Raw genomic sequence first — 16648 nt, 5'->3', positions numbered from 1 at the left:
GATGCGCCTTTTTCGTTTTTTGCGGTACAGTCGCAGCACTTGCCGCACGTTCGGGCACAGGGCCGGCGCACGGCCCTGTGCCGCATGAAACCAAGATGACGAAGCCGCCGAAAATTCCCGAATCCGTTCTCGTCGTGATCTACACGCCGGAACTTGACGTGCTGGTGATCAAGCGGGCCGACCAGCCCGATTTCTGGCAGTCGGTGACCGGATCGAAGGACGCGCTCGACGAGCCGCTCGCGCTCACGGCCGCACGTGAGGTGGTCGAGGAAACCGGCATCGCGGTCGGGTCGCACGACGTGCCGGCCACCGCGCTGATCGACTGGCACCACCGGATCGAATACACGATCTATCCGCAATACCTGCATCGCTATGCGCCGGGCGTCACGCGCAACGTCGAGCACTGGTTCGGCCTGTGCGTGCCGCGCCGCGTCGACGTGACGTTGTCGCCGCGCGAGCATGTCGACCATGCGTGGCTGCCGTTCCGCGAAGCGGCCGCGCGCTGCTTCTCGCCGTCGAACGCCGAGGCGATCCTGCAACTGCCCGTGCGCGTGTCGCTCGCGCGGGCGCCGAACGGCGCGTCCGCATGAATGCGGAAACCCGCAAGCGCTTCGCGCAATTGCGGCAGATGTTCCTGCAGGAGCGCGGCTCCGCGTCGCGGCTCGCGTTCACGGCCGGCAACACGGTGCGGCTGTGCGAGACCGGCAACGAATTCTTCCACGCGCTGATCGAACGGATCGATGCGGCGCGCGAGCAGGTGATGCTCGAAACCTACATCTTCTGCGACGACGCGGCCGGCCGGCCGGTGTCGGATGCGTTGATCCGCGCGGCGCGGCGCGGCGTGCGCGTGCGCGTGATCACCGACGGCGTCGGCACCGCGCGCCTGCCGCTGTTCGACACGTGGGCCGAGGCCGGCGTCGAGCACTGCATCTACAACCGCTATCTGTTTGGCCGCTTCGGCTTCTCGCGCACCCACCGCAAGCTCGCGGTGATCGATCATGCGGTCGCATTCTGCGGCGGCATCAACATCGTCGACGACTACACGCAAGGCACCGCGACGCTGCCGTTTCCGCGCTGGGATTTCGCGGTCGAGATGGCCGGGCCGGCGGTGTCGGACGTGCGCGCCGCGTTCGAGCTGCAGTGGCACCGGATCCAGTTCGGCCACAAGCCGTACGCGCAGTACGCGGCCGGGCTGCACGGCGGCGAAGCGTTCCCCGACATGTTCCGGCGCTGGATACGCAGCCACCGGTGGATCAAGGCCGGTGCGCTGCGGGTCGTCACCGAGCCGAGCGTCGCGTTCGTCGCGCGCGACAACGTCGTGAACCGCCGCGCGATCGAGAAGGCGTATCTCGCCGCGATCGGCCAGGCACGCCAGCGGATCCTGCTCGCGAACCCGTACTTCATGCCCGGCCGCAAGCTGCGCCGCGCGCTGACGGGCGCGGCACGCCGCGGCGTCGACGTGCGGATCCTGATCGGCCGCAAGGAGTTCGCGGCGCTCGATACCGCCGTGCCGTTCCTGTATCACGCGCTGCTGCGCGCGGGCGTGCGCGTGGCGGAATACGACAAGACGATGCTGCACGGCAAGGTCGCGGTGATCGACGACAACTGGGCGACGGTCGGTTCGTCGAACCTGGACGCGCTGAGCCTGATGCTGAACAATGAGGCCAATGTCGTGCTGGTGCGTTACGACGCGATCACCAACCAACTGCGCGACGCGATCGCGGCCGCCTTCTCCGAAGGCCGCGAAATCGACGCCGCCCGGTATGCCGCCCGGCCGCGCATCGAGCGTATGCTGAACTGGCTCGCGTACAACACGTACCGCCTCGTGATGAAGGCGCTGACGGTCGGCGGTTACGACTGACACGGACTCAGCGTCCGCTTCAAAAATCTGTCCGCACGTTCGTGCGGAAAAGCCGCTCCGGTCCCGCCGGAATCGCGCAAAATAGCGGCTCGGTTAGACACCGGTTTCTAATAATTTCCTTGTTTCGCGAGCGGCCGCACTCAATAATAGTACGGCCGTTCGATTTTATTCGAACCCCCGAACGGTGACAGAAATAGCTATGCGAAAAGGCGAACAGACGCGTGCCGCGATACTCGAAGCTGCTTTGGACCTCGCCAGCCGTGACGGGCTGGAGGGGCTGACGATCGGCCTCCTGGCCGAGCGCATGCAGATGAGCAAGAGCGGTGTGTTCGCGCACTTCGGATCGCGCGAGGACCTGCAGGTCGAGGTCGTCCGCGAGTATCACCATCGTTTCGAAAACGAGGTGTTCTTTCCGAGCCTGCGCGAGCCGCGAGGCTTGCCGCGCCTTCGGGCGATGCTGGCCCGCTGGACGGAGAAGCGCATCCAGGAGGTGACGACCGGATGCATCTACATCAGCGGCGCCGTCGAGTACGACGACCGGCCCGACAGCCCCGTGCGCGAGCAGCTGATCGCGAGCGTGACGGCCTGGCGTGCCGCGATGCTGCGTGCCATTTCGCAGGCGAAGGAAGAAGGCCATCTGCGTGCGGATACCGATCCGGACCTGATGCTCTTCGAGTTGTACAGCTTCACGCTCGGCCTGCATCACGACGCCCGCTTCCTGCATTCGCCGGATGCCGTGCGCCTCACGTGGGCCGCGCTGGAAAAGACGATCGTTTCGTATCAGAGCGAGAGCCGTTAGCGGCGCGGGAACCGCCCGCCAGGAGCTCGAGCCGTTTTGCCCACCTTTGGAGAGAGTCATGGGACAGTACGCCGCGCCGCTGCGCGACATGCAATTCGTGTTGCACGAGCTTCTGAACGTCGAAGCCGAAGTCAAGCAAATGCCCAAGCATGCGGACCTCGACGCCGACACGATCAACCAGGTCCTCGAGGAAGCGGGCAAGTTCTGCTCCGAGGTACTGTTCCCGCTGAACCAGGTCGGCGACCGCGAAGGCTGCACGTATGAAGGCGACGGCGTCGTGAAGACCCCGACCGGCTTCAAGGAAGCGTATCGGCAGTACGTCGAGGCCGGCTGGCCGGCGCTCGGCTGCGATCCGGACTACGGCGGCCAGGGCCTGCCCGCGTTCGTGAACAACGCGCTCTACGAAATGCTGAACTCGGCGAACCAGGCATGGACGATGTATCCGGGCCTGTCGCACGGCGCCTACGAATGCCTGCATGCGCACGGCGCGCCGGAACTGCAGCAGCAATATCTGCCGAAGCTCGTGTCGGGCGAATGGACGGGCACGATGTGCCTGACCGAGCCGCACTGCGGCACCGACCTCGGCATCCTGCGCACCAAGGCCGAACCGAACGGCGACGGCTCGTACTCGATCAGCGGCACGAAGATCTTCATCTCGAGCGGCGAGCACGACATGTCGAAGAACATCGTCCACCTCGTGCTCGCGCGCCTGCCGGACGCGCCGCAAGGCACGAAGGGGATCTCGCTGTTCATCGTGCCGAAGTTCATTCCGGACGCCGCGGGCGAGCCGGGCGAGCGCAACGGCATCAAGTGCGGCTCGATCGAGCACAAGATGGGCATCCACGGCAACTCGACGTGCGTGATGAACCTCGACAACGCGAAGGGCTGGATGGTCGGCGAGCCGAACAAGGGCTTGAACGCGATGTTCGTGATGATGAACGCCGCGCGCCTGGGCGTCGGCATGCAGGGCCTGGGCCTGACGGAAGTCGCGTACCAGAACTCGCTGACGTACGCGAAGGAGCGCCTGCAGATGCGCTCGCTGACGGGCCCGAAGGCACCGGACAAGCCGGCCGACCCGATCATCGTGCACCCGGACGTGCGCCGCATGCTGCTCACGCAGAAGGCCTACGCGGAAGGCGCGCGCGCCTTCACGTACTGGTCCGCGCTGCAGATCGACAAGGAACTGTCGCATGCTGACGAAGCGGTGCGCAAGGAAGCGGCCGACCTCGTCGCGCTGCTCACGCCGATCATCAAGGCGTTCCTGACCGACAACGCGTTCGAGTCGACCAACCACGCGATGCAGATCTACGGCGGCCACGGCTTCATCTCCGAGTGGGGCATGGAGCAGTACGTGCGCGACGCGCGGATCAACATGATCTACGAAGGCACGAACTCGATCCAGTCGCTCGACCTGCTGGGCCGCAAGGTGCTCGGCGACATGGGCGCGAAGCTGAAGAAGTTCGGCAAGCTCGTCACCGAATTCGCGGAAGCCGAAGGCGTGAAGCCGGAGATGGCCGAGTTCATCAACCCGCTCGCCGACATCGGCGACAAGGTACAGAAGCTGACGATGGAAATCGGCATGAAGGCGATGCAGAACCCGGACGAAGTCGGCGCCGCCGCCGTGCCGTACCTGCGCACCGTCGGCCACCTGGTGTTCTCGTACTTCTGGGCGCGCATGGCGCGTCTCGCGCTCGACAAGGAAGCGTCGGGCGATCCGTTCTACAAGTCGAAGCTCGCGACGGCCCGCTTCTACTTCGCGCGCCTCCTGCCCGAGACGGCAGCGACGATCCGCGCCGCGCGCGCCGGTTCGAAGACGATGATGGAAGTCGACGAATCGCTGTTCTGACGCGAGTCCGGGCGGTGCGCGCCGCGCGTCGCCCGAACGCAACGGTTCCTGGTACTCACTTCGCCGTGCAGCCCTCACATCCCGCGCTGCACGACACTATCCGGAGACATCCCGTGAGCAATTTCCTGATTCGCAAGGTCGCCGTGCTGGGCGCCGGCGTGATGGGCGCGCAGATCGCCGCGCATCTCGTCAACGCGCGCGTGCCGGTGCTGCTGTTCGACCTGCCGGCCAAGGAAGGCCCGAAAAACGCGATCGCGCTGAAGGCGATCGAGAACCTGAAGAAGCTGTCGCCCGCGCCGTTCGGCGTGAAGGACGACGCGAAATACCTCGAAGCCGCGAACTACGAGGACGACATCGCGAAGCTCGCCGAGTGCGACGTCGTGATCGAGGCGATCGCCGAGCGGATGGACTGGAAGCACGACCTGTACAAGAAGGTCGCGCCGCACATCGCACCGAATGCGATCTTCGCGACCAACACGTCTGGCCTGTCGATCACGACGCTGTCCGAAGGTTTCTCGGACGAGCTGAAGTCGCGCTTCTGCGGCGTGCACTTCTTCAACCCGCCGCGCTACATGCACCTCGTCGAACTGATCCCGACCGCGCACACGCGTGCCGAGATCCTCGACCAGCTCGAAACCTTCCTGACGAGCATCGTCGGCAAGGGCGTCGTGCGCGCGAAGGACACGCCGAACTTCATCGCGAACCGCGTCGGCATCTTCTCGATCCTCGCGGTGATCACCGAGGCCGCGAAGTTCGGCCTGCGCTTCGACGAAGTCGACGACCTGACGGGCAGCCGCCTCGGCCGCGCGAAGTCGGCGACCTTCCGCACCGCGGACGTGGTTGGCCTCGACACGATGGCGCACGTGATCAAGACGATGCAGGACAACCTCGCCGGCGATCCGTTCTTCCCGGTCTATGAGACGCCTGCCGTGCTCGCTGAACTGGTGAAGCAGGGCGCGCTCGGCCAGAAGACGGGCGCCGGGTTCTACAAGAAGGAAGGCAAGGCGATCAAGGTGCTCGACGCGAAGACGGGCACCTACGTGGATTCGGGCGCGAAGGCGGACGAAACCGTCGGCCGCATCCTGAAGCGCCCGCCGGCGGAACGCCTGAAGCTGCTGCGCGAGACGGACCATCCGCACGCGCAGTTCCTGTGGTCGATCTTCCGCGACGTGTTCCACTACATCGGCGTGCATCTCGAGTCGATCGCCGACAACGCGCGCGACGTCGACCTCGCGATCCGCTGGGGCTTCGGCTGGAACGAAGGCCCGTTCGAAGGCTGGCAGGCCGCCGGCTGGAAGCAGGTCGCCGAGTGGGTGCAGGAAGACATCGCGGCCGGCAAGGCGCTCGCGAACGTGCCGCTGCCGACGTGGGTGCTCGAAGGCCCGGTCGCCGAGAAGGGCGGCGTGCACACGGCCGAAGGCTCGTGGGCGCCGGCCTCGCAGCGCTTCGTGCCGCGTTCCGACCTCGCCGTCTACGGCAAGCAGGTGTTCCGCGCGCCGCTCATCGGCGAAGCCGGCACCGATCCGAAGACCTACGGCAAGACGCTGTTCGAAACCGACGCGGTGCGTGCCTGGGTCGACGATCGTGCCGGCGAAGACGACGTCGTGATCGTGTCGTTCAAGTCGAAGATGAACACGATCGGACCGAGCGTGATCGACGGGCTCGTGCAGGCGATCGAACTCGCGGAGAAGGATTACCAGGGCGTGGTGATCTGGCAGCCGACGTCGCTGAAGCTCGGCACGCCGGGCGGCCCGTTCTCGGCCGGCGCGAACCTCGAGGAGGCGATGCCCGCGTTCATGATGGGCGGCGCGAAAGGCATCGAGCCGTTCGTGAAGAAGTTCCAGGAAGGCATGCTGCGCGTGAAGTACGCGAACGTGCCGGTGGTGGCGGCCGTGTCGGGCATCGCGCTCGGCGGCGGTTGCGAGCTGTTGCTGCACAGCGCGAAGCGCGTCGTGCACGTCGAGAGCTACATCGGTCTCGTCGAAGTGGGCGTCGGCCTCGTGCCGGCGGGCGGCGGCCTGAAGGAAGCGGCGCTGCGCGCGGCGGATGCGGCCACGGCCGCGAACGCGACCACCGAGATCCTGAAGTTCGTCACGAAGTCGTTCGAGAACGCGGCAATGGCGAAGGTGTCGTCGTCGGCGCACGACGCGCGTGCGATGGGCTATCTGAAGCCGTCCGACACGATCATCTTCAACGTGTTCGAACTGCTCGACACCGCGAAGAAGGAAGCGCGTGCGCTGGCCGCCGTCGGCTACCGTGCGCCGCTGCGCGCGAAGGACGTGCCGGTGGCGGGCCGTTCGGCGATCGCGACGATCAAGGCATCGCTCGTCAACATGCGTGACGGCCGCTTCATCAGCGACCACGACTACCTGATCGCGAGCCGCATCGCCGAAGCCGTATGCGGCGGCGACGTCGAAGCCGGCAGCCTCGTCGACGAGCAGTGGCTGCTCGCGCTGGAGCGTCGCGCGTTCGTCGAGCTGCTCGGCACGCAGAAGACGCAGGAACGGATCATGGGCATGTTGCAGACCGGCAAGCCGGTGCGTAACTGAGCGAGCGGATAAGGCAAGGAGTCTCAAATGAGCAAACAACTGCAAGACGCATACATCGTCGCCGCCAGCCGCACCCCGATCGGCAAGGCCCCGCGCGGTGTCTTCAAGAACACGCGCCCCGACGAGCTGCTGGTTCACGCGATCAAGTCGGCGGTCGCGCAGGTGCCCGGCTTCGACACGAAGCTGATCGAGGACGCGATCATCGGCTGCGCGATTCCGGAAGCCGAGCAGGGCCTGAACGTCGCGCGCATGGGCGCGCTGCTCGCGGGCCTGCCGCAGACGGTCGGCGGCGTGACGGTCAACCGCTTCTGCGCGTCGGGCATCACGGCGCTGGCGATGGCGGCGGACCGCATCCGCGTCGGCGAATCGGACGCGCTGCTCGCGGGCGGCTGCGAATCGATGAGCATGGTGCCGATGATGGGCAACAAGCCGTCGATGTCGCCGCACATCTTCGATCGCAGCGAAGACTTCGGCATCGCGTACGGGATGGGCCTGACCGCCGAGCGCGTCGCCGAGCAGTGGAAGGTGAGCCGCGAGGACCAGGACGCGTTCTCGGTCGAATCGCACCGCAAGGCGCTCGCCGCGCAGCAGGCCGGCGAGTTCGGCGACGAAATCGCCGCGTACACGATCACCGAGCGTTTCCCGAACCTCGCGACCGGCGAAATCGACGTGAAGACGCGCGAGATCGCGCTCGACGAAGGTCCGCGCGCGGATACGTCGCTCGAAGGCCTCGCGAAGCTGCGCACGGTGTTCGCGAACAAGGGCTCGGTCACGGCCGGCAACAGCTCGCAGACGTCGGACGGCGCGGGCGCGCTGCTGGTCGTGTCGGAGAAGGTGCTCAAGGCATTCAACCTGACGCCGCTCGCGCGCTTCGTGAGCTTCGCGGTGCGCGGCGTGCCGCCGGAAATCATGGGCATCGGTCCGAAGGAAGCGATTCCGGCCGCGCTGAAGGCCGCGGGCCTGAAGCAGGACGATCTCGACTGGATCGAGCTGAACGAGGCATTCGCCGCGCAGTCGCTGGCGGTGATCCGCGATCTCGGCCTCGACCCGTCGAAGGTCAACCCGGTCGGCGGCGCGATCGCGCTCGGCCACCCGCTCGGCGCGACCGGCGCGATCCGCGCGGCGACCGTCGTGCACGGCCTGCGCCGCCGCAACCTGAAGTACGGGATGGTCACGATGTGCGTCGGCACCGGCATGGGTGCGGCGGGCATCATCGAACGCCTGTAAGCGGGTCGCGACGCAAAGCGACGACGGTGCGCGGGCCACGAGCTCGCGCACCGTTTTTTCATTCCGGTAGAGGAAGTCAAAGGAGACGGTTGTGGCCGAAATTCAAGTGGAACGCGCCGACGGCGTGATGACGATCACGATCGCGCGCCCGGCGAAGAAGAACGCGCTGACGGCGGCGATGTACCAGACGATGGCCGATGCGCTCGCCGACGCGCAGGAAGACAAGGCGGTCCGCGTGATCCTGCTGCGCGGCGGCGACGGCAACTTCAGCGCGGGGAACGATCTCGAGGATTTCCTGAAGTCGCCGCCGAAGGACGAGAACGCGTCGGTGTTCCAGTTTCTCGCGCGGATCAGCAGCGCGGCCAAGCCGATCGTCGCCGCGGTGCCGGGCATCGCGGTCGGCGTGGGGGTGACGATGCTGCTGCACTGCGATCTCGTCTACGCGGCCGACACCGCGACGTTCTCGCTGCCGTTCGCGCAGCTCGGGCTGTGCCCGGAAGCCGCGTCGAGCGTGCTGCTGCCGCGCCTGGCCGGCCATCAGGTCGCCGCGGAAAAGCTGCTGCTCGGCGAGGCGTTCGACGCGCTGGAAGCGCACCGGATCGGCATCGTCAATCGCGTGCTGCCGGCCGCCGAGCTCGACGCATTCGCGGCGAAGCAGGCCGCGAAGCTCGCGGCGCTGCCGGCGTCGTCGCTGCGCGTCACGAAGGCGCTGCTGAAGGATACCGGCGGCGTGGCGACGCCCGCGCGGATGGCCGAGGAAGCCGGCCACTTCTCCGCGATGCTGCGCGCGCCGGAAGCGCGCGAGGCGATGACGGCGTTCTTCGAGAAGCGCAAGCCGGATTTCCGTCAGTTCGACTGACACCGGAAACCAGCGCTTCGCCGTTTCGGATGCCTTCGCCGTCCGAGGCGGCAACGCGCGCGTCCGTGAGCCGCCGGCCGCGCGGCTTCGGTTCCGTGCCGGCGGCCGATGCGTCGATCGACGCGTCGGCTCGACCCTGCGTCGCCGCGCGCTCGTGCGGCGTTTCGCGCGCCCCTGCGTCCGCCACCGTGCTGCGGCCGCACCTCCACGCGCCATGCATGCCCGCGCCCGTCACGGCGCGGCGCGGCGTCGGCACGCTGCCCTTCCCGCCATTGCCGCCCGCTATCCGCGCCGGCTGAGCGCGCTCCCGTCCCCGTCGCGCCCCGGGGCGCGCCTGCAATCGCGTGGGCCGGCATCCCCGGCCCGCTCCGGTTGCGGCGGTTCCCGCTTACTCGGCAATCCTTGTTTTCCGTCAAGTTGCACTGCGGCAATTTTCCGTACAGTTCGCGCACAGGTCGCCCGGGCCGGATGCGTCGCGCGACCGCGGCGTGCGGGCCGGCAGTTCTTCTCAACGACAATCAGGCAAACGAACAATGATCGGACGAATCACCGGCGGAGCGCGTGCGGCGCCCGTCATCGCGATGCTGGCGGGCCTCGCCGGATGCAGCGACCTTCACGTGCTCGATCCGAAGGGCGCGGTGGGCGTCGCGGAGAAATCGCTGATCGCGACCGCGACGTGGGCGATGCTGATCGTCGTCGTGCCGGTGATCCTGCTCACGCTATGGTTCGCGTGGCGTTATCGCGCGTCGAACCGCAACGCCACCTACGCGCCGAACTGGTCGCACTCGAACGCGATCGAGGTCGTGATCTGGACGGTGCCGACATTGATCATCCTGTTCCTCGGCATCCTCACGTGGCGGACGACCCACGCGCTCGACCCGTACAAGCCGCTCGAATCGTCGGTGAAGCCGATCGATGTCGAGGTGGTCGCGCTCGACTGGAAATGGCTGTTCATCTATCCGGAGCTTGGCATCGCGTCGGTGAACCAGCTCGCGATTCCGGTCGGCACGCCGGTGAATTTCCGCATCACGTCGGACTCGGTGATGAACTCGTTCTTCATCCCGCAGCTCGGCAGCCAGGTCTATGCGATGGCCGGCATGCAGACGCGCTTGCACCTGATCGCCGACGAGGCGGGCGACTACGCGGGCGTATCCGCCAACTACAGCGGCCGCGGCTTCTCCGACATGAAATTCCGCACGCTCGCCGAGCCGCGCGAACAGTTCGACGCGTGGGTGCAGAAGGTGAAGGCGTCGTCCGAGCGGCTCGACGCGACCGTGTATGGCAGCGTCGCGCAGCCGAGCGAGAAGGCGCCCGTGCGCTACTTCTCGTCGGTGGATCCGAAGCTTTTCCACAACATCATCGCGAAGTACAACAACGGCCATGTCCTCGACCCGAAGGACGCCGCCTGCACGACGAAGGGGTAACGCATGTTCGGCAAACTGACACTCTCGGCGATCCCGTTCGATCAGCCCATCATCATGGGGGCGAGTGCCTTCATGGGGCTCGTCGTGCTGGGCATCGTCGCCGCGCTGACGGCCGCCGGCAGGTGGAAATGGCTGTGGCGCGAATGGCTGACGTCCGTCGATCACAAGAAGATCGGCGTGATGTACCTGGTCGTCGCGGTGCTGATGCTGCTGCGCGGCTTCGCGGACGCCGTGATGATGCGCCTGCAGCTCGCGCTCGCGTACAACGGCCCCGGCTACCTGCCGCCGCATCATTACGATCAGGTCTTCACCGCGCACGGCGTGATCATGATCTTCTTCATGGCGATGGCGCTGCTGGTCGCGTTCTTCAACCTGATCGTGCCGCTGCAGATCGGCGCGCGCGACGTCGCGTTCCCGTTCCTGAACTCGCTCTCGTTCTGGATGACGGCGGTTGCCGCGATCCTGATGAACGTTTCGCTCGTGATCGGCGAATTCGCGCAGACGGGCTGGCTCGCGTATCCGCCGCTGTCGGAGCTGCAGTTCAGCCCGGGTGTCGGGGTCGACTACTATCTGTGGGCGCTGCAGATTTCGGGCGTCGGCACGCTGATCACGTCGATCAATTTCTTCGTGACGATCGTCAAGATGCGCGCGCCCGGCATGACGCTGATGAAGATGCCGGTGTTCACGTGGACCGCGCTGTGCTCGAACGTGCTGATCATGGCGACGTTCCCGATCCTGACGGTCGCGCTCGCGCTGCTGGGGCTCGATCGCTACCTCGACATGCATTTCTTCACGAACGAGGCCGGCGGCAACGCGATGCTGTACCTGAACCTGATCTGGGCATGGGGGCATCCGGAGGTGTACATCCTCGTGCTGCCCGCGTTCGGCATCTATTCGGAAGTCATCGCGACGTTCGCGAAGAAGCCGCTGTTCGGCTACAGGACGATGGTCTATGCGTCGTGCGTGATCATGGTGCTCGCGTTCCTCGTGTGGCTGCATCACTTCTTCACGATGGGCTCCGGCGCGGACGTCAACGCGTTCTTCGGGATCATGACGATGGTCATCGCGATCCCGACCGGCGTGAAGATCTTCAACTGGCTGTTTACGATGTATCGCGGCCGCATCGAGTTCACCGCGCCGGTGCTGTGGACGATCGGCTTCATGGTCACGTTCACGCTCGGCGGGATGACCGGCGTGATGATGGCGATCCCCGGCGCGGACTTCGTGCTGCACAACAGCCTGTTCCTGATCGCGCACTTCCATAACGCGATCATCGGCGGCGTCGTGTTCGGCTACTTCGCGGGCGTCCATTACTGGTTCCCGAAGGTGTTCGGTTTCCGGCTCGACGAGAAGTTCGGCAAGCGCGCGTTCTGGTGCTGGTTCCTCGGCTTCTATGCGTCGTTCGTGCCGCTGTACGTGCTCGGCTTCATGGGCATGACGCGCCGCCTGAACCACTACGACAACCCGGCATGGCATCCGTGGCTGGTCGCCGCCGCGTTCGGCGTCGCGCTGATCGCGATCGGCGTGCTGTGCCAGGTCGCATCGGTATGGGTCGGCTGGCACAATCGCAACCAGCCGCAGTATCGCGACGCGACGGGCGATCCGTGGAACGGCCGTACGCTCGAGTGGGCGACGTCGTCGCCGCCCGCCGTCTACAACTTCGCGGTGATCCCGAACGTCCACGAGCTCGACGAGCTCGCGTACCGGAAGGCGAAGGGGCTTGGCCTCGGCCTCGGCAAGAACGTCCGGTACCAGGACATCCACATGCCGTCGAACACGAGCGCGGGCTTCTTCGTCGGCATCTTCAGCCTGCTGCTCGGCTTCGCGCTGGTCTGGCACATCTGGTGGCTCGCGATCGCTTCGCTCGTCGGCATCGTCGCGACGGTGGTGCTGTACAGCGCACAGGACAACGACGGTTACTACATTCCGGCGGACACCGTCCGCAAGATCGAGGAACAACGCGCGGGCGTGCGGATCGGCACCCCGGCGCCGCAAGCCGAACTGGAGACGAACTGATGTCGTATCAATCTGTCGCGGGCGGTGCCCGCCATCCGGCGGCACACGCTCATCCGCCGTCGCATTCGGTGTTCGGCTTCTGGCTGTACCTGATGACCGACTGCGTGATCTTCGCGTCGCTGTTCGCGACGTTCGCGGTGCTCGGCAACCAGTTCGCGGGCGGTCCGACCGCGAAGGACCTGTTCGACATTCCGGGCGTCGCGCTCGAGACGGCGGCGCTGCTGCTGTCGAGCATCACGTACGGCTTCGCGATGCTCGGCGCACAGCGTCGCCGGCGCGGCACGGTGTTCCTGTGGCTCGCCGTCACGTTCGTGCTCGGCGCCGCGTTTCTCGCGCTGGAACTGCGCGAGTTCTCGCACCTGATCGCGCAGGGCGCCGGCCCGCAGCGCAGCGCATTCCTGTCGGCGTTCTTCGCGCTCGTCGGCACGCACGGGCTGCACGTGGCGGTCGGCCTGTTGTGGATGGTCGTGCTCGTCGTGCAGATCGCGCGCGGTCCCGGCATGACGGAGCGCGACTTCCGCCGCCTCACCTGCCTGAGCCTCTTCTGGCACTTCCTCGACATCGTCTGGATCTGCGTGTTCTCCTTCGTCTATCTTGCGAGCGTGATCTAAATGGCCCATTCGGAACTCATCCGCCACGATGACGCGCACGGCACCGCCGGCGGCTATCTCGCCGGGTTCGTGCTGTCGGTGCTGCTGACGGCCGCTTCGTTCGGCCTCGTGATGGGCGGCGTGCTCGCGCCGAAAGCGGCGATCATCGCGCTCGCGGTACTCGCATTCGCGCAGATCGTCGTGCATCTCGTCTGCTTCCTGCACATGAACACGTCGTCCAGCCAGCGCTGGAACGTGATGGCGTTCAGCTACACGGTGCTGACCGCGCTGATCCTGATCTTCGGGACGCTGTGGGTGATGCACAACGTCAGCATGAACATGATGTCGCGTTAACCGGCCCGGGCCGCGGTGCGGCCCGTTCCTCCGCGCCGTGCGTGCCGCACGGCTCCCATCTTTTCCGGCGTGCGGTTCGCGCGCCTTTCCGCATCATGGTCGACAACGATTCCCAGACCCCGGTCCGCTCCGGCGAACCCATTCCGCACCGCAAGATCATCCGCGCGTGGCTCGTGCCGTTCGCCACGCGCGAGATCGTGCGCCCGATCCTGCTGCTCGTGCTCGACTACCTGCTGCTGTTCGCGGCATTCGCCGGCGCGCTGCTGATTCCGTCGAGCGTCGGCAAGATCGTCTGCGGGATGGCCGCCGGGTTCATCACCGGGCGGCTCTTCATCATCGGGCACGACGCCTGCCATCAGAGCCTGACGCCCAATCGCCGGCTGAACCGCTGGCTGGGCCGCATCGCCTTCCTGCCGTCGCTGACGCCATACAGCCTGTGGGAAGTCGGGCACAACGTCGTGCACCACGGCTATACGAACCTGAAGGGCTTCGATTTCGTGTGGGCGCCGCATACGCCGGCGGAGTTCGCCGCGCTGTCGCCGGTGCGCCGCTTGCTGGATCGCGTCTACCGAAGCGGCTGGGCGCCGGGCCTCTACTATTTCGTCGAGATCTGGTGGCTGCGGATGTATTTCCCGACCAGGACCTATATCGGTGCGTCGCGGCCCGTGTTCCGGCGTGACGGCCTGCTGGTGACGGGCTTCGCGGCCGTGTGGATCGCGGCCGTCGTCTGGGTGGCGATCGCGACACGGCAGCCCGTCGCGCTGCTGCTCGCCACCGGCGTGCTCGTGCCGTTCCTGTTCTGGTGCTCGATGATCGGCTTCGTCGTGTACGTGCACCACACCGACCCGCGCATCGCGTGGCACGCGAACCGGGCCGAATGGTCGAATGCCGCGCCATTCGTGTCGACCACGCTGCACCTGACGTTCCCGTTCGGGATCGGCGGCCTGCTGCACCACATCATGGAGCACACGGCGCATCACGTCGACATGAGCGTGCCGCTGTACCGGCTCAAGCCCGCGCAGGCGAAGCTGGAGGACATGCTGCCCGGGCGGATCGTCGTGCAGCGCTTCAGCTGGCGCTGGTACTTCGACACGGCACGGCGCTGCAAGCTCTATGACACCGACCGCAAGCTGTGGACGGACTACCGCGGCAACCGGACGAGCGATGCGGCATGCGACGCGAGCGCGCCGGCCGCCGCGGACGAACCGCCGGGCACGGTTCGCGAACCGGCGCCCGCCGCGAGCGCTCACGCGGTGCCGTAATCGACGTGACCGGTTTCGCGGCAGAAGCTGACCAGCCGCAAGCCGGCCGCCTTCGCGATCTCGATCGCGAGCGACGACGGCGCGGAGATCGTCGCGACCATCGGGATCCCGACCCGCGCCGACTTGCGCACGAGCTCGTAGCTCGCGCGGCTCGACAGGAACACGAAACCGTCGGTGGCGTCGGCGCGCGCCAGCACGAGCGAGCCGATCAGCTTGTCGAGCGCGTTGTGGCGGCCGACATCCTCGAACGCCATGCGGATCGCGCCTGTTGCGTCGCACCACGCGGCCGCATGCAGGCCGCCGGTGAGCCGCGTGAGCGCCTGGTGGGCCGGCAGCGCGTGGGCCGCGCGCGCGAGCGCGTCGGGCGCGAGGCGCGCGAGAAAGCCGGTGTCGGGCACCCGTTCGGGCGCGAGGTCGAGCAGGTCGATGCTTTCGATCCCGCACACGCCGCAGCCGGTGCGCCCCGCGAGCGCGCGGCGCCGGTCCTTCAGCGCGGCGAACGCCTGCTGGACGACCTCCAGGTGCACCTCCGCGTGCGGCAGCGGCGCGTCGGCGTGCAGGATCACGTCGATGTCCTTGATGTCGCTGCCGCGCTCGACGATCCCTTCCGAGATCGCGAAGCCGACCGCGAACGCCTCGAGGTCGCGCGGCGTGCACATCATCACCGCGTGCGAGATGCCGTTGAAGACCAGCGCGACCGGCCATTCCTGGCCGACGTAGTCGTGCGCGGCTTCGACGGCGCCGCCGCGCGTGCGGCGCACGGACAGCTCGATCGCGCCGCGCGGTTCTTCTGTTTCAGTCGGATTCACGAGCACTCCCGTTGATTCGAGGCACGGGCGGCGGCGATCGTGTCCGCCGCGCGCGCGCAGAGGTTCTAAAATACCTCAGGCAGGCCGGCCGCGCCGGCATCCGCCACTCGGGTAACGACCATGGGACTCAGCGACGCTCCGCTGCTATTCAATTTCGAACACGATTCGTCGGAAAACCTGACGTACATTCCGATGATCGTGCGTTTCAATCTCGACCGTTTCGGTCTGCGGATTTCCCTGGAGCAGTGGCAGCTGCTGCCGCTCGAGGACCGCAAGCTGCTCGCGCGCTTTCCGGCCGACGAGGACACCGCGATCGAGCCCAACTTCGATCACGCGCTGTTCGAAATGCTGCGCACGCATGCCGACCTCGAACCGTCGTGGTTCCAGCCGGACGAGCAGCCGAGCTGGCGCGCCACCGACACGGTGCCGGACGCGCTCGTGCAGCAGAGCGCGCTGGCCGGGCTGCCGGCGCCCGCGCTCGCGCAGTGGCAGCGGCTCGCGCCGTTCCAGCGCTACGTGCTGGTGAAGCTGTCGCGCAAGCCGAAGCTCAATCACGACTTCGTGCCCGCGATGCGGGAGTTCGGGCTGGCGGCCATGCACTGACGGGCCGCGTGCGGCGCCGCAGCGCGGCGCGTGCGGGTCAGAGCGGCGGCAGTTGCCGCGGCTTGCGGTCGGGGCCGGTCGCGACGTAGGTGAGCGTCGCCTCGGTGACCTTCACGATTTCGCCCATCAGGCGCATGCGCTGCGCGTACACCTCGACGTCGACCGTGATCGACGTGTTGCCGGTGCGCATGATGGTCGCGTAGAAGCTCAGCAGGTCGCCGACGAACACCGGCTGCTTGAACACGAACGAATTGACCGCGACCGTCGCGACGCGGCCGTTCGCGCGCTGGCTCGCGGGAATCGAGCCGGCGATGTCGACCTGCGACATGATCCAGCCGCCGAACACGTCGCCGTGGACGTTCGCGTCGTGCGGTTGCGGGACGACGCGCAGCGCGGGCTGCTTTTGCGGAAGTTCGAGGGTCGAATCGGTCATGGCGGGGGCTTTCATC

The 16648-nt window shown here is 66.8% G+C and carries 15 protein-coding genes; 13 read left to right on the top strand and 2 right to left on the bottom strand.

From position 1 onward, the window contains the following. Positions 1 to 95: 95 nt before the first annotated feature. The 12 genes from nudB (at position 96) to DIE22_RS09535 (ending at position 14787) form a co-directional block, all read left to right on the top strand. A complete protein-coding gene (nudB, locus tag DIE22_RS09590) occupies positions 96 to 590 on the top strand; it encodes a dihydroneopterin triphosphate diphosphatase (protein WP_124498970.1) in 495 nt (164 codons plus the stop codon). After that, positions 587 to 1861, top strand: coding sequence for a cardiolipin synthase ClsB (clsB, locus tag DIE22_RS09585; RefSeq protein ID WP_124498971.1), 1275 nt, complete (start codon positions 587 to 589; stop codon positions 1859 to 1861). Before nudB ends, clsB begins: the two co-directional genes overlap by 4 nt. A gap of 199 nt (positions 1862 to 2060) precedes the next feature. Beyond that, on the top strand, positions 2061 to 2660 hold the full coding sequence (locus DIE22_RS09580; RefSeq protein WP_006751498.1) for a TetR/AcrR family transcriptional regulator: 600 nt from the start codon (positions 2061 to 2063) through the stop codon (positions 2658 to 2660). 58 nt (positions 2661 to 2718) lie between these two features. Beyond that, entirely contained in the window at positions 2719 to 4506 is a 1788-nt protein-coding gene (locus DIE22_RS09575) for an acyl-CoA dehydrogenase C-terminal domain-containing protein (protein ID WP_124604949.1), read from the top strand. 113 nt (positions 4507 to 4619) lie between these two features. Beyond that, a complete protein-coding gene (locus DIE22_RS09570; protein WP_124498973.1) occupies positions 4620 to 7055 on the top strand; it encodes a 3-hydroxyacyl-CoA dehydrogenase/enoyl-CoA hydratase family protein in 2436 nt (811 codons plus the stop codon). A 27-nt stretch (positions 7056 to 7082) separates the two neighbouring features. Further along, positions 7083 to 8282: an acetyl-CoA C-acyltransferase gene (locus DIE22_RS09565; RefSeq protein ID WP_124498974.1), complete on the top strand. Its 1200-nt coding sequence runs from the start codon at positions 7083 to 7085 to the stop codon at positions 8280 to 8282. A 91-nt stretch (positions 8283 to 8373) separates the two neighbouring features. Continuing rightward, on the top strand, positions 8374 to 9141 hold the full coding sequence (locus DIE22_RS09560) for an enoyl-CoA hydratase (RefSeq protein WP_124498975.1): 768 nt from the start codon (positions 8374 to 8376) through the stop codon (positions 9139 to 9141). Between the two features lie 533 nt (positions 9142 to 9674). Then, the gene (cyoA, locus tag DIE22_RS09555) at positions 9675 to 10565 is read left to right on the top strand and encodes a ubiquinol oxidase subunit II (protein WP_124604948.1); all 891 of its coding nucleotides are present in this window, start codon (positions 9675 to 9677) and stop codon (positions 10563 to 10565) included. Between the two features lie 3 nt (positions 10566 to 10568). Next, positions 10569 to 12581 (top strand): cytochrome o ubiquinol oxidase subunit I, encoded by a 2013-nt coding sequence (gene cyoB, locus DIE22_RS09550; RefSeq protein WP_124604947.1) that lies wholly within the window; start codon positions 10569 to 10571, stop codon positions 12579 to 12581. Beyond that, positions 12581 to 13192 carry a cytochrome o ubiquinol oxidase subunit III gene (gene cyoC, locus DIE22_RS09545; protein ID WP_124498978.1) on the top strand — a complete coding sequence of 204 codons (612 nt, stop codon included), beginning with the start codon at positions 12581 to 12583 and terminating at the stop codon, positions 13190 to 13192. The genes cyoB and cyoC overlap by 1 nt, the downstream gene beginning before the upstream one ends. Further along, on the top strand, positions 13193 to 13525 hold the full coding sequence (gene cyoD / locus DIE22_RS09540; protein WP_124604946.1) for a cytochrome o ubiquinol oxidase subunit IV: 333 nt from the start codon (positions 13193 to 13195) through the stop codon (positions 13523 to 13525). Between the two features lie 95 nt (positions 13526 to 13620). Beyond that, positions 13621 to 14787, top strand: coding sequence for a fatty acid desaturase (locus DIE22_RS09535; RefSeq protein WP_124604945.1), 1167 nt, complete (start codon positions 13621 to 13623; stop codon positions 14785 to 14787). Here DIE22_RS09535 and fdhD read toward each other — a convergent pair. Next, positions 14772 to 15602 carry a formate dehydrogenase accessory sulfurtransferase FdhD gene (gene fdhD, locus DIE22_RS09530; RefSeq protein ID WP_124498981.1) on the bottom strand — a complete coding sequence of 277 codons (831 nt, stop codon included), beginning with the start codon at positions 15600 to 15602 and terminating at the stop codon, positions 14772 to 14774. The genes DIE22_RS09535 and fdhD overlap by 16 nt on opposite strands. A gap of 114 nt (positions 15603 to 15716) precedes the next feature. On the opposite strand from fdhD, the gene DIE22_RS09525 reads away from it, so the two are divergent. After that, a complete protein-coding gene (locus DIE22_RS09525) occupies positions 15717 to 16199 on the top strand; it encodes a nitrate reductase associated protein (RefSeq protein WP_124498982.1) in 483 nt (160 codons plus the stop codon). A 37-nt stretch (positions 16200 to 16236) separates the two neighbouring features. Here the strand turns inward: DIE22_RS09525 and DIE22_RS09520 are convergent, their stop codons facing one another. Further along, positions 16237 to 16632, bottom strand: a complete 396-nt coding sequence (locus tag DIE22_RS09520; protein ID WP_027789162.1) for an acyl-CoA thioesterase — start codon at positions 16630 to 16632, stop codon at positions 16237 to 16239. Between the last annotated feature and the right edge of the window lie 16 nt (positions 16633 to 16648).

The sequence above is a fragment of the Burkholderia sp. Bp9142 genome, from assembly GCF_003853415.1.
Classification (GTDB): domain Bacteria; phylum Pseudomonadota; class Gammaproteobacteria; order Burkholderiales; family Burkholderiaceae; genus Burkholderia.
Note: the sequence above shows the minus strand (reverse complement) of the source record. Positions and strands in the feature narration are given on the sequence as shown.

Coding starts and splice junctions, on each gene's coding strand:
- DIE22_RS09525 (WP_124498982.1), top strand. CDS start 15,717: ATGGGACTCAGCGACGCTCCGCTGCTATTCAATTTCGAACACGATTCG.
- cyoC (WP_124498978.1), top strand. CDS start 12,581: ATGTCGTATCAATCTGTCGCGGGCGGTGCCCGCCATCCGGCGGCACAC.
- cyoA (WP_124604948.1), top strand. CDS start 9,675: ATGATCGGACGAATCACCGGCGGAGCGCGTGCGGCGCCCGTCATCGCG.
- DIE22_RS09520 (WP_027789162.1), bottom strand. CDS start 16,632: ATGACCGATTCGACCCTCGAACTTCCGCAAAAGCAGCCCGCGCTGCGC.
- cyoB (WP_124604947.1), top strand. CDS start 10,569: ATGTTCGGCAAACTGACACTCTCGGCGATCCCGTTCGATCAGCCCATC.
- DIE22_RS09535 (WP_124604945.1), top strand. CDS start 13,621: ATGGTCGACAACGATTCCCAGACCCCGGTCCGCTCCGGCGAACCCATT.
- DIE22_RS09580 (WP_006751498.1), top strand. CDS start 2,061: ATGCGAAAAGGCGAACAGACGCGTGCCGCGATACTCGAAGCTGCTTTG.
- DIE22_RS09565 (WP_124498974.1), top strand. CDS start 7,083: ATGAGCAAACAACTGCAAGACGCATACATCGTCGCCGCCAGCCGCACC.
- cyoD (WP_124604946.1), top strand. CDS start 13,193: ATGGCCCATTCGGAACTCATCCGCCACGATGACGCGCACGGCACCGCC.
- nudB (WP_124498970.1), top strand. CDS start 96: ATGACGAAGCCGCCGAAAATTCCCGAATCCGTTCTCGTCGTGATCTAC.
- clsB (WP_124498971.1), top strand. CDS start 587: ATGAATGCGGAAACCCGCAAGCGCTTCGCGCAATTGCGGCAGATGTTC.
- DIE22_RS09575 (WP_124604949.1), top strand. CDS start 2,719: ATGGGACAGTACGCCGCGCCGCTGCGCGACATGCAATTCGTGTTGCAC.